Below are 12,313 nucleotides of genomic sequence, written 5' to 3' on the forward strand. Positions count from 1 at the left end.
ATAATTGGTGTAATTCGATTTAATTCGTGGCAATTCGTGTTAATATCTTATTTAATAAACAACAGCTCCCTGAATTTAGGCAGCGGCCACTGGCGGTCATCAACCAGTTGCTCCAGTTTATCAACATGGTAGCGGATAGGCTGGAAGAATGATTTTACCTTTTCATCGTAATCAATAGCGCGCTGACGAAGGTCGTCGATAACGTTAGCTTTTTTGCGCTCGTTAACCATTTGCTCGGTATTGGTTTTAATGAAGTTCACATGCTCAGAGATCCTGTTAATGATGTCAAGCTGCGAAGCATAAGTTGCTTTATCCAGGCCAATATCTTTTAGTCCTTTTACATTTTCAATCAGTTTGCTTTGATAAGCAATTGCTGCCGGGATAATCACGTTCATCACCATTTCGCCAATTACGCGGGCTTCTATCTGTAGCTTTTTGTAGAAAGCATCAAGTAAGATCTCGTGACGTGCATGCGCTTCACGCACGGTGAATACGCCGGTTTCGGCAAAAAGATGTTCAGACTTATCGTTTATTAAAGCATCCAGCGCTTTTGGTGTGGTTTTAATATTGGGTAAACCTCTTAGCGCGGCTTCTTTTTCCCATTCTTCGCTATAGCCATTTCCCTCAAAGCGGATGTTTTTTGATTCTTTGATGTACTTTTTGATCACCATTAATAAAGCAAGATCTTTTTTCTCGCCTTTTTTCATCAGCTTATCTACATCGTATTTAAATTTTTTAAGCTGATCGGCAACGATAAGGTTAAGAATGGTCATCGGGCTGGCCGAGTTGGCTGATGAGCCTACTGCGCGCAGCTCAAACTTGTTACCGGTAAAGGCAAAAGGCGAAGTACGGTTACGGTCGGTATTGTCGGGCAAAATTTGCGGGATCTTAGGGATGCCCTGCCATAACAGGTTTTCTTCTTTGATTTTTTTGCTGATGCGGGATGTTTCTATCTCATCAAGCACGTCGCTAAGCTGGCTGCCCAAAAATATAGATATAATGGCCGGAGGGGCTTCATTGGCGCCTAAACGGTGGTCGTTATTAACTGATGCAATGGATGCCCTTAACAGATCAGCATGCTCGTGTACCGCTTTTATGGTATTCACAAAAAAGGCCAGGAACATGAGGTTGTTTTTAGGCGTTTTGCCCGGCGATAACAGGTTTTTGCCTGTATTGGTTATCAGCGACCAGTTATTGTGCTTGCCCGAACCATTAAGGCCCGCATATGGTTTTTCATGAAGTAACACCTTAAAGTTATGGCGCCTGGCAACACGGTCCATCAAATCCATTAACAGTTGGTTATGGTCGATGGCGAGGTTAATCTCTTCATATATCGGTGCACATTCAAACTGGGATGGAGCAACCTCATTATGACGGGTTTTAAGCGGGATGCCTAATTGCAATGCTTCGGCTTCCATATCCTGCATGTAAGCATACACGCGCTCAGGTATCGAGCCAAAGTAATGATCTTCCAGTTGCTGGTTTTTGGCCGACATGTGGCCGAATAAAGTACGGCCGGTTAAATAAAGATCGGGACGGGCATTAAATAAGGCCAGGTCAACCAAAAAGTATTCCTGCTCAATACCTAATGATGCATTTACTTTTTCTATGCCTTTATCAAAATAATGGCAAACATCAACGGCCGCTTTATCAAGCACGTTGAGTGCCTTTAATAAAGGTACTTTATAATCAAGTGCTTCGCCGGTGTACGATACGAACACTGTTGGGATACACAGGGTACGCGCCATTAAAAAGGCAGGCGAGGAAGGGTCCCAGGCAGTATAACCGCGGGCCTCAAATGTATTACGGATGCCGCCGCTCGGGAAGCTTGAAGCATCAGGCTCCTGTTGTGCAAGGGCATCGCCCGAAAAACGTTCTATAGCACCGCCATCTGCAGTGGGCTCAAAAAAAGCGTCATGCTTTTCGGCAGTGGTGCCGGTAAGCGGTTGAAACCAGTGTGTATAATGGGTTGCGCCTTTGCCCAAAGCCCAGGCTTTCATTGCCGAAGCGATCTGTTCTGCCAAATCACGAGGGATCGGCTCACCTTTTTCAATTGAATTTACTATTCCCTGGTAAGCCTCTGATGAAAGGTATTCTTTCATCTTCTTTTTATCAAAAACATTCGACCCAAAATAATCGGAAATTTTTGGTGAGGGTGGTTTTACTTCAGGGATAGTTCTTGAAAGTACATCCTGTAAGGCTTTAAAACGGATATTGGACATATTTTATGAGGTTTAAATAAAGGTTAGTGTTCAAAAATATAACTATCCTTTAAAATATCGGGCAAAATTAAGTGAAATATAACATACCACCTAATCATTAAAAAACTGATATAATTTAAAGGAAAGTCTTAATTATTCTAAAAGTTCTGCCTGAAATCAATAAAATCGTATTTTTTCATTGCTTTTGAGCGATTATTTGCTTTTAAAACTGATTAAATTGTATTTTAAACTGTAAAAATTAGATTTTTTAATTTTTTTAATGATTAAAATGAATTTATATTCAAAATATCATTTTTAAATGTTTAAAAAATGACATTTTAAGAGCCTTGTTTTTGCAATTTTCATAATTTTTCTATTTTTTGCCATTAATTTATCATTAATAATTTGTTATTCTTAAAAATACTACCTAATTTCAGAAAATAATTTACGAAAACACACCAATTATTATGCTTTTTATAAAAAAATGAAAAAGATTAAAGGCAGGATTGAAGATTTGGAGGTGAAAAAGGTTTTGTAATTCAGGATAGCAATCAAACTAAATTTAAATACAACAATCAAACTAATTAATTTTTAAAAAACAATCAAACTAAATTAAACGATGAAAGTAGGTTCTACAAAACACAACTTCCTAAGTGCAGTCCGACAGCTGACACGTGAAAAATGGGCGCTGGGAGCAACCATTTTTACAGGGAAAATGATTGGCTTATTGCTGGTGTTTGCCGCAATGATGGTTTTGCCAGGTGTATTTGGCACAAAAGCTAACGCTGCCGAAACGTACACCGCCCATGAAACAGCGTTAATTAACACGGTTAATACTGTTTGGACACTGGTTGCTGCCTTTTTGGTATTTGGTATGCAGGCGGGTTTTGTTATGCTCGAGGCTGGTTTCGCCCGTAAACGCGAAACAGTGAACGTGCTGATGGAGTGTATTTTTGATACTTGTCTTTGTGGTTTACTATTTTATGCTGTAGGTTATGCCTTTATGTTTGGCAACGGTAACGGCTTTATTGGCTGGGGTGGTGCTGATGGCAAAACCTGGTTCTTCCTTCAAAACACCCCTGAAACTTATGGTTCAACCGGCATCCCGGTATTGGCACATTGGATTTTCCAGTACGCTTTTGCTGATACCTGCTCAACGATCGTATCTGGTGCAATGATCGGTCGTACCAGTTTCCGTGGCGATATTCTTTACAGTATCGGTATTACCGGCTTTATCTATCCTATTATCGGTCACTGGGCATGGGGTCCGGATGGTTTCCTTGCGTTAATGGGAACTTCAGGCTTCTTTAAATCAATAAGCGCTCAGCCTTTCCGTGACTTTGCAGGTTCAACAGTAGTACACACTATTGGTGGTGTGGCTTCTTTGGCTGGTGCAATGGTATTAGGCCCACGCTTAGGCAGGATATTTGCCCGCGATGATAAAGAAAAAGGCGGTTTACCTCCAGGTCACAACTTATTGGTTGCTGCTGTAGGTGGTTTTATACTTTGGTTTGGTTGGTATGGTTTTAACCCTGGTTCAACGCTATCAGCAATGGATATGCAGGGTATCGGCCGTGTTGCTGCTAACACTACGCTTGCAGCCTGCGCCGGCGGTTTTGCTGCTATGCTTGCCGCTTTATGGTTTGGCCCAACTAAAGGCAAATTTGATTTGGCCTTTACAATAAATGGATTTTTAGGTGGCCTTGTTGCAATTACCTGTCCTTGTTACTGGGTAAGCCCGCTTGGCGCTATCCTGCTGGGTGTGGTTGCCGGCTTTGTAATATTTGCAGGTGTTTACCTGATCGAGTGGTTCCGTATCGATGATCCGGTTGGTGCGGTGTCAGTACATGGTCTTTGCGGTATCTGGGGTACTTTATCATTGGGTTTATTTGCTTCAGGTCAGTACGGTGCTACAGGCCCAACAGGCGCAGATAACTCTGCTCCGGTAGCAGGTTTGTTCTATGGCGGCGGCTTTGATGTGTTGAAGGCGCAGCTTATAGGTAGCTTAACTATTACCGTTGCTGTGTTTGTAATTACTTATGTGATGATGTTTGTGATCAACAAATTAGGTCATCCATGGAAATTACGTATCGAAGAACACGGTGAAACAGGCGCAGGTGGTATCGACGTATTTGACCACGGTATCGAAGTTTACCCTGTTCAGGATGATGAGATCAGCTTAAGCGGCCTTTTTGATAATGGCGCTAAGGTTGCTTCTGAAGCCTGATCATATAGGAGCTTAACAGCTTAAATAAAGATATTGATGCCTTGTGCGGTTGGAGAGTGGTAGTATTAGCCTGTAGTCCTCAGTTTAAAGTCGGGAGTTCATTTCTGACTTTAAACTAAGGTGGAGGCTTAAGACTAAACAGCATTTCATATTAAAACAGCAGTAGTTGTTTAAATGGACGTTGCCGTTGCCAATCGTGCAGGGATTTTTTATGCCGACACATAAACTATCCTTTTAACTGCAAGGTGTTGATAATCAAATAATAACAGTGTATTTATCCCAAAAAACAACAATTAACAAATAGTTTATCAATTCACAATTAAATCGTTATCATGAAAAAAGTATTTCTACTCTTCTCATTTTTTTCAATTGCGGCCTTTACGGTTAAGGCTCAGGACACGGTTAAAACAACCTCAGATTCTCCTCTGGTGATCTACGGTTCGGTAGATACCTATTATAAATATGATTTTTCTGATAAGGGTTCGCAAATCCCTACCAGCTTTGCAAGTGATCATAATTCAGTATCAATTGGCATGATTGATCTGGGTTTGAAGAAAAAAGTTGGTAAAGCATCTTTTGTGGGCGAGCTTTCATTTGGTCCGCGTGGCCAGGCCCAATCAATTCCTAATGGTCCTAATGGCGATTCATTCCACATTCAAAATTTGTACGTATCATATGATCTAACCGATAAATTAAACCTTACCGGTGGTTACATGGCTACCTTTATTGGTTATGAGGTTATTAGCCCGGTAGGTAACTTTAACTACTCTACTTCGTATTTATTTACCAACGGTCCGTTCCAAAACCCTGGTGTTAAATTAACTTACGCGTTTAGCGATAAAGTAAGTTTAATGGCCGGTATTTTTAATGATACCTGGAACAATTATACTTCAACGCATAAGGTAAATACTTTCGGCTCACAGTTGTTTGTATCTCCTGTTAAAGGATGGACTGCTTATCTTAACCTTGCTACCGGAAGTACTTCAGGTACCGAAGTTGATTTAACAACCGCTTATCAAATTACTGATGCCTTTAAACTGGGCTTAAACGGCGCTACTTATTCAGCTCCGCATGATGGTGGTGGTTTTAGCGGCGTTGCTTTATATCCGCAGTTAGCAGTATCAAAAACAGTAACTTTAGGTTTAAGGGGCGAGTACTTTAAAACTAAAAAAGGTGATTTAGTAACTTTAGGCCCTCCTCCGGGACAAAATGTTAAAGCATTTACCTTTACTGCAAATATCAAATCAGGCCCGCTTACTTTCATTCCTGAAATCAGGTTAGATCACGGCTCATCTACTTCATTCCTGAACCACTCTGGCGATCCTTCAAAATCAGCCGGTCAGTTTGCTGTAGCTGCTGTGTACGCTTTCTAAAAAAAAATAATTTAATCTATTTTTATCACGAGCCGTTCCGGAATTATCCGGAGCGGCTTTTATATTTGTTACATGAAAAAGATACTATTAGGCTTTGTCGGTCTCCTTTTTTCATCAGGCGCTTTCGCGCAGAAGGATTCACTGGCTTTTGATGAGAATAATAAATACATTTATTATAAAACGGTTGACCAGCCCGGCTCTATTACAGATTCGCTTTATAGCAGGGGATTGTATTTTTTAACTAAAGCCTATCCTAAAAAAGTGCTTAAACTGGCAAAGGCCGATAAGGATGGCAATGCGCTTACCGGTACGGGTATTTTTTTGGTTAACAAAAAAGGCCTGATGGGTAATAGTGAAGGCGGTGAGCTAAGCTATACGCTTAAAGTAGAGGTAAAAGATGGCAAATACCGTTATTGGTTAACGGATTTTGTTTATCAGCCATATCAGCGTAACCGTTATGGTAATGTGGAACATATGCATGGCAAGGATGTCGCCCTGGAAAAGGCGTCGGAAAAATTATCAAAGGTTGATTTTAACGCCTGTTTAAACCAGGTGCTGAGCAACAGCAAGCATGTAGGTGATAATTTAAAGGCTTATATGCTTAAAACCTCGTCGCTTGAAAAGCCGGCGGAAGTTAAAAAAGTAAAAAGGGTATCTACTAAAGAATGGTAGTTTTCTTGAGTTTGCAGTTGCAGTTTTGCAGTTTCAGTAGATAATGCGCAAGATGAAATAAAAGAGCCGCACGCTGTACAGGGTGCGGCTTATTTTTTATGTTGTTAATTGAGTTTAATCAGGTAGGGTAGGATCTGGTTATAGTTCCTCGTCGTGCTGGCTGATGTCAAGACCTGCAAGCTCTTCTTCTGGTGTTACACGCAGTGTGCTGATCATGTCGGTGATTTTTAATAAGATGAATGAGCCGAAGAAAGCGAAGGCTGATACACCTACAAGGGTAATTAAATGAATAATGAAAAGGTGTGTTTCGCCGTAAAATAAACCGTTACCGGTTGTGTTGGCGGAGTTTACGTTTTGGTGTGCAAATACACCGGTTAATAACATGCCTACCATGCCGCCTACGCCATGGCATGGGAATACATCGAGGGTATCATCAATGCTGGTTTTTGTTCTCCAAATCACAACCAGGTTACTTACAACTGCTGCTACGATACCGATAATTAATGAATGGGGAATAGTTACATAGCCCGCTGCAGGGGTGATAGCCACCAAACCTACAACCGCGCCGATACAGGCACCTAACACACTTGGTTTTTTACCGCGAAGGATATCAAAGAACATCCATGCCATAGCAGCCGCGGCTGATGCTGTAGTGGTTGTTGCCAAAGCGGTTGCTGCCAATGTGCCCGAACCCAGGGCCGAACCTGCGTTAAAGCCAAACCAGCCAAACCACAATAAGCCTGTTCCTAATAATACATAACTGATCCGGGCCGGATTGTGTGATGTTTCATTACGGCCCTTTAAATATATGGCTGATGCCAAAGCTGCCCAGCCTGCACTCATGTGCACCACGGTGCCGCCGGCAAAGTCAAGTACACCTTTTCCGAAAAGGAAGCCTTTTGGATGCCAGGTAGCGTGAGCCAAGGGTGCATATATAAACACCATGAACAGGCAAAGGAAAATAACATAAGAGTTGAAGCGGATCCTTTCGGCAAACGCGCCGGTGATGAGGGCCGGGGTGATAACCGCAAATTTTAGCTGGAACATAGCAAATAGTATCAGCGGGATAGTTGGGGCCAGTTCCCAGGTGGCGTTGCCCAATGTGCCTTTCATCATAAAGAAAGTGCCGGGATTACCAATAAAGCCACCAAACTCATCTTCGCCAAAGGCAAGGCTAAAGCCGAATATTACCCATATAACAGTAATTACACCCATACAAACAAAGCTTTGCAACATGGTTGACAACACGTTTTTTTTGCTCACCATACCGCCATAAAAAAATGCCAGGCCGGGGGTCATGATCAGTACAAGGGCGGTACTTACTAATAGCCAGGCGGTATCACCTGTATCAATTTTGCTGTCTTTAATGGTTGTAAGTGTAACTGAAGGGTATAGAAGGGCTAATACAATTACAATTAAAAGTATGCCGAAGGGTATGAATTTTTTCATGTTTTGGGTTTAAGGGAGGAAAAATGAAGGTTTGAGTAATACTGCCCGGTATCCAATCAAAAATACCGGACAGCATTAAAACTAAATTTTTTTAAAAAACAATAAATCCTGCATGCTTAATCAGAGCATGAGGGTTGGTTTATTGTTTTTTGCCTACCAAAAATCGTGAAATGGAAAAAGGATGAGCTTGCGGAACCTGGAGAGCTTACTTGTATCCAGTCCGCAAATGAAATCAAGGTATTTAAATTTAATGGCGTAGCCGCCGGGCGTTGCTACAAAGGCCTGTAAAGAATGTGCACCCCTATGCTGGTGTATATTAATAGCGGGCGTGAGCGCATTATTGAGTGTGAATTCAAAATTTAACGGGCGGTGATGCGGTATTGTCGCGGATACCGTGGTTTTTTTTGTGGTTTTGTGGTAATAATGGTATAATTCACCCTTAGCGGACGCAGTGAATCCGCTAAAGAGTAAAAAAAATAAGGCGATAAGTTTATAAAGCCTGTTAACCATATCTAAAAGTAATAAAAAAATAAAATAACTGCACTTTTTTTTAAAATATTTTAAGTTTTTAATGATTTATATATAAAAATTTTGTTTAAATGAATGTTTTTGTGCTGTTTTTGTTTAATTGATAAAAAAAATTGGTTTGGTTATTGATTTTTGAACAGAATATTATGATTTGATGGTTTTTGTGAGAAAATGAAAATTTGATGAAAAATTAGGCGGAATTTTTTTCGATAAATTTAGTTTTATACAAAATATAATATAGGTATATTCGTTATAATTGAAATTTAATTCTGAAACTATGCTTATCACCAAATTTGATTTGTACAATGCCGAGTGGCTCGACCTTGTATTTGACCATCGAAACAAAAATTACGGCGCTTATGAATTAAGACAAAGCTATGGGCGTACCATGACAAAATCCATGGGGATCGCCTTTGCAGCAGTAGCCCTTTTATCGGCCGCAGCCATTATTTTTAAGGCAAAGCCAAAGCCAATTGATAATAGCCGGAGAATTGAAGTGACACTTGATCCTTCCATCCCCAAACCACCTGTTGAGGCCAAACCCAAGCAACCGGATGCTCCTGCTCCAATGGAGCATCAAAAGCCGGCCGCCCCGGTTGAAACAAAAGGTCTTACAACTCCGCATATAGTTCCAACAAATCCGCCAACAGACCCGCCTACAATGGACGAACTGAAAAATGTTGCCATTGGCCCAACTGATATAGCCGGTAAAAGCGGGACAGATAATGTGGCCAAATCTGATGAGGGGACACCCGGAGGAACATCATCAGTTCCTGCTAATAATAATGAAGTGTACACACCCGGTACCCTCGAAGTAATGCCCGAACCCGTTGGCGGGGCTGCCGCCTGGGCTAAGTTTTTGCAAAAAAACCTACGCTTTCCGGGAGCCGCACAAGATGCAGGTGTGTCAGGCAAAGTGTTTATGAGCTTCATCATTGAAAAAGATGGTACGCTTTCAAATATCAAAGTCGACCGCGGTGCCGGTTATGGTTTTGATGAAGAAGCAACCCGCGTACTAAAATTGGCCAAAGCCTGGAAGCCTGGTGTGCAAAACGGCCAGAATGTACGGGTTAGGTACAGTATTCCAATAAGCTTTCAGTTAGCGACAGAAGAATAGGTAATAATTTGCTGTGTGTTTTTAATTAAATGTGTGTTATATAGTAGCTAACTGTTTCGGCCCCGCTTACGCGGGGCTTTTTGTTATCCATCATGCCTCCCGGAAAGTGGTTTATGAACAGGTAAAACATTTTTGGTAGAGACGCATAATTGCGTCTCCTGGAGGGATAATCCGATTTCGAAAATATTCTACTGCCATTAATTGCAAGCGCCAGACGCAATTATGCGTCTCTACATAAAAAATAGATAAAAATGCATCATTGTAAATAACCACCCTGGGGAACCCGGAAAAAGTTGCGGTGATGTATAAAATAGGTTTTAACGATGGTGAGCGGGGCCGCGTTAGTGATAGGAGCGGATACCGGCCAATGAGCATAAGGCCTGCAGGCGTATGAGCGGATAGCACGGCCGCAGGCAACGCCCATATTTATAATATTGACCGGGAAAACACATTTAACGATCAGTAACTTACAGTCGCGTTATTATAAGAAATGAACTAATGACGCCTTTTTTTATAAAATCTTCATCAGGCTGTTTTTAAAAAGCCTCTTAATACCTCATTATATAAAGACTGTGCCGAAACTATCGCCGAGTATTTGCCACTTTCTGTTATTACAATAAAAGGATCTTCATTGGCGAACAGGGCGTTTGTTTGCTGCTCATTATCCCAGTTTTTGTCTATCTGTTTTTTTATCAGTACCGGCTTAAATAAATTATCAAGGTGTACGGTGCTGATATGCTTTGCGCCGCCCGTGCTTTCAATAGTTTGGCCAAGTTCGTTCTGTAAAAGTTGCTCGGTTAATAATTCGTTAGGTAAACCGGTGGTGGTTGAAAACGCCATCCAGGCGTGGCTCAGGGCAAGTATACCCTGCATCCAGGGCGGCGGCGGCGGAGCATTATAATAACTGCCGGGCGGCAAGAGGGCTAAGGGGCCTAATAATGCCCATTGCGCGGCAGCCGCACGGGCGGCATAAAAGGTTCTTAAATATCGCGGGTCTTCTTTTAGCAGCTGTTCCAGCAGGTCGCCGGGGCGGGCCCACCCTAAATAAGTTTGCTCTCTTGCTTCGGCAGTTGCTACAAAAACAATTTTATCGGGCTTTTTAAGGCGGTCAGCGCCGGCCAGTAAAACTAACAACCGGGTTTCCCACCAGGCGTGCCCATCTTCAAGGTCGATCACCGCGACGCCCGAAGAGGTGGCCGCGCGCAGTGTTTCGAGGATATTGGATGTGCCACTGTCGGCAACATACTGTCCCCGTACCCCAATATTGGCGGGCACGGTAAAACCCGAGTTTGACAGTTGCTGGATTTTTGAAAAGTCGATCTTGAGGTCGCCATAGCCTATGCTGCCCCCGCGCTCAATAACTACGTTGAGAATTGCGAGGACAATAGGGAGCAGGCTAAGGATAAAAATACCGATCAAAACGGTGTTATTGGCCGATTCGGCAGGCCAGCCTGTATAAACACGGAGCACCCCGGTGAGCAGCAGGAGTACCAATAAAACAACAACGGCGGTAATGATACTCACCTTTGGCGTAAACGGCCAAAAACTATGATCGCGCGGTTTCATTTATTTCGCCTTTTAATAAATATTAATGATGGTAAAAGCACAATTGTGCTTGTGCAAATCCTAATTGCTGGTTGGTATGGTTTTATTGCTGTTAGATGAATGAAATTAAATATAAATTATTGAAAAGCAATGCGTTGAACCACGTTTTGCGTGTGCGGTTTTTACGTGAATGTAGTATATAATATAGCGAAAACAACTATCTTTAATTCAATAAATTTTTTATGAAAAAGTTAATTCTGGCTACATTTTTACTGGGTTTTAATTGTGCTTTTGGTTATGGGCAGGAATATGGGGCAGCTACAAATGCAACAGAGCGAAAGGTATTAAAGCTTATTAATGCTTTACCAGAGGTGCAGCGGGAAAATGAGTTTAGAAAAGCACATAAAAATCCCAGGTTGTTAAAAGCACAAATTGAGGATACACCAACTAAAGAAAATAATTATTACAAGGTATCAATAATTGAAGATCTCGGCTTTCAATTGCGAACTTATGAATGGTACGAAGTTGATGCCAAAACCTTCGCTATAAGGTATTGGGATGTCGCGAACGATAGAACCATGTCATTAAGCGAAATGCGCAAGCTTAAAAGATCTCAATGATAAACAGAATTATTTTGCAACTTCAGGAGCCGCCTGGGCCATTTCCCTTATAGAAACCCAACCGTAGGGGCTGTTTTTATACCTGACAAAAACAGTCATTGATCGCCCCCGGCCTACAGACGGCTTGCCGCCATTTACCGGGGTTGCCCTAAACGCGAATATGCAGGTTTCGATAATGGTGTTGCCATTAAAGGCGGTACTTTCAACCTGGTTCTGGATTAATTCCATCCTGGATGTGCGGAACATGGCCGTTAACTGCCGGGCCAGCTGCGCGCGGCCGGTAACCACATTGCTGCCGCCAAAATATTTAACAATATCAGGATGGTGCAGCGCTACAATAGCCTTTACATCACTATGAGCAAAAGCCGCGGTAAAAGCGGCCTTGGTTTTTTCAAGAGCAAGTTTGTCGGCGGCAAGGTTATCGCTTTGGGGTGCTGAGGAGCAGCCGCAAAATATTAAAGCGATGAAAATAAGGTAGCGTGATGTTTTCATACCGGCTATTGGTTTTTGATAACAAAATAGCTAATGTTAACGGTATGGGTTTGAGGAATTGATGACTGTGTTGGGATAATTGACGAGAT

At 42.0% G+C, this 12,313-nt stretch carries 11 protein-coding genes; 5 read left to right on the top strand and 6 right to left on the bottom strand.

The window, feature by feature from the left end:
* Positions 1–47: 47 nt before the first annotated feature.
* Positions 48–2,222 (bottom strand): glutamine synthetase III family protein, encoded by a 2,175-nt coding sequence (locus J3L18_RS03450; protein WP_091174334.1) that lies wholly within the window; start codon positions 2,220–2,222, stop codon positions 48–50.
* Between the two features lie 598 nt (positions 2,223–2,820).
* Between J3L18_RS03450 and J3L18_RS03455 the strand changes: the two genes are divergently transcribed.
* The 3 genes from J3L18_RS03455 (at position 2,821) to J3L18_RS03465 (ending at position 6,473) form a co-directional block, all read left to right on the top strand.
* Positions 2,821–4,428: an ammonium transporter gene (locus tag J3L18_RS03455; RefSeq protein WP_090533028.1), complete on the top strand. Its 1,608-nt coding sequence runs from the start codon at positions 2,821–2,823 to the stop codon at positions 4,426–4,428.
* Positions 4,429–4,760: 332 nt separating this feature from the next.
* Positions 4,761–5,801, top strand: coding sequence for a porin (locus J3L18_RS03460; RefSeq protein WP_129570758.1), 1,041 nt, complete (start codon positions 4,761–4,763; stop codon positions 5,799–5,801).
* Between the two features lie 72 nt (positions 5,802–5,873).
* A complete protein-coding gene (locus J3L18_RS03465) occupies positions 5,874–6,473 on the top strand; it encodes a DUF4468 domain-containing protein (protein WP_129570757.1) in 600 nt (199 codons plus the stop codon).
* Between the two features lie 138 nt (positions 6,474–6,611).
* On the opposite strand, the gene J3L18_RS03470 is transcribed toward J3L18_RS03465, so the two are convergent.
* Both J3L18_RS03470 and J3L18_RS03475 read right to left on the bottom strand, forming a co-directional pair.
* Entirely contained in the window at positions 6,612–7,922 is a 1,311-nt protein-coding gene (locus J3L18_RS03470) for an ammonium transporter (RefSeq protein ID WP_129570756.1), read from the bottom strand.
* 153 nt (positions 7,923–8,075) lie between these two features.
* Positions 8,076–8,432: a hypothetical protein gene (locus tag J3L18_RS03475; RefSeq protein WP_129570755.1), complete on the bottom strand. Its 357-nt coding sequence runs from the start codon at positions 8,430–8,432 to the stop codon at positions 8,076–8,078.
* 295 nt (positions 8,433–8,727) lie between these two features.
* Between J3L18_RS03475 and J3L18_RS03480 the strand changes: the two genes are divergently transcribed.
* Positions 8,728–9,567, top strand: a complete 840-nt coding sequence (locus tag J3L18_RS03480) for an energy transducer TonB (protein ID WP_129570754.1) — start codon at positions 8,728–8,730, stop codon at positions 9,565–9,567.
* 256 nt (positions 9,568–9,823) lie between these two features.
* Here J3L18_RS03480 and J3L18_RS03485 read toward each other — a convergent pair whose 3' ends face one another.
* Positions 9,824–9,991, bottom strand: coding sequence for a hypothetical protein (locus J3L18_RS03485; RefSeq protein WP_189549368.1), 168 nt, complete (start codon positions 9,989–9,991; stop codon positions 9,824–9,826).
* Between the two features lie 101 nt (positions 9,992–10,092).
* Positions 10,093–11,133, bottom strand: a complete 1,041-nt coding sequence (locus tag J3L18_RS03490) for a hypothetical protein (RefSeq protein ID WP_129570753.1) — start codon at positions 11,131–11,133, stop codon at positions 10,093–10,095.
* 221 nt (positions 11,134–11,354) lie between these two features.
* On the opposite strand from J3L18_RS03490, the gene J3L18_RS03495 reads away from it, so the two are divergent.
* Positions 11,355–11,732, top strand: coding sequence for a hypothetical protein (locus J3L18_RS03495; protein WP_129570752.1), 378 nt, complete (start codon positions 11,355–11,357; stop codon positions 11,730–11,732).
* 9 nt (positions 11,733–11,741) lie between these two features.
* Here the strand turns inward: J3L18_RS03495 and J3L18_RS03500 are convergent, their stop codons facing one another.
* Entirely contained in the window at positions 11,742–12,224 is a 483-nt protein-coding gene (locus J3L18_RS03500) for a YybH family protein (protein WP_129570751.1), read from the bottom strand.
* Positions 12,225–12,313: the final 89 nt, after the last annotated feature.

This window comes from Mucilaginibacter gossypii (assembly GCF_017569325.2).
Lineage (GTDB): Bacteria > Bacteroidota > Bacteroidia > Sphingobacteriales > Sphingobacteriaceae > Mucilaginibacter > Mucilaginibacter gossypii.

Bases quoted from the DNA above. Each gene is read 5' to 3' on its own strand.
- J3L18_RS03450 (WP_091174334.1), bottom strand. From the start codon at position 2,222: ATGTCCAATATCCGTTTTAAAGCCTTACAGGATGTACTTTCAAGAACT.
- J3L18_RS03455 (WP_090533028.1), top strand. From the start codon at position 2,821: ATGAAAGTAGGTTCTACAAAACACAACTTCCTAAGTGCAGTCCGACAG.
- J3L18_RS03460 (WP_129570758.1), top strand. From the start codon at position 4,761: ATGAAAAAAGTATTTCTACTCTTCTCATTTTTTTCAATTGCGGCCTTT.
- J3L18_RS03465 (WP_129570757.1), top strand. From the start codon at position 5,874: ATGAAAAAGATACTATTAGGCTTTGTCGGTCTCCTTTTTTCATCAGGC.
- J3L18_RS03470 (WP_129570756.1), bottom strand. From the start codon at position 7,922: ATGAAAAAATTCATACCCTTCGGCATACTTTTAATTGTAATTGTATTA.
- J3L18_RS03475 (WP_129570755.1), bottom strand. From the start codon at position 8,432: ATGGTTAACAGGCTTTATAAACTTATCGCCTTATTTTTTTTACTCTTT.
- J3L18_RS03480 (WP_129570754.1), top strand. From the start codon at position 8,728: ATGCTTATCACCAAATTTGATTTGTACAATGCCGAGTGGCTCGACCTT.
- J3L18_RS03485 (WP_189549368.1), bottom strand. From the start codon at position 9,991: ATGGGCGTTGCCTGCGGCCGTGCTATCCGCTCATACGCCTGCAGGCCT.
- J3L18_RS03490 (WP_129570753.1), bottom strand. From the start codon at position 11,133: ATGAAACCGCGCGATCATAGTTTTTGGCCGTTTACGCCAAAGGTGAGT.
- J3L18_RS03495 (WP_129570752.1), top strand. From the start codon at position 11,355: ATGAAAAAGTTAATTCTGGCTACATTTTTACTGGGTTTTAATTGTGCT.
- J3L18_RS03500 (WP_129570751.1), bottom strand. From the start codon at position 12,224: ATGAAAACATCACGCTACCTTATTTTCATCGCTTTAATATTTTGCGGC.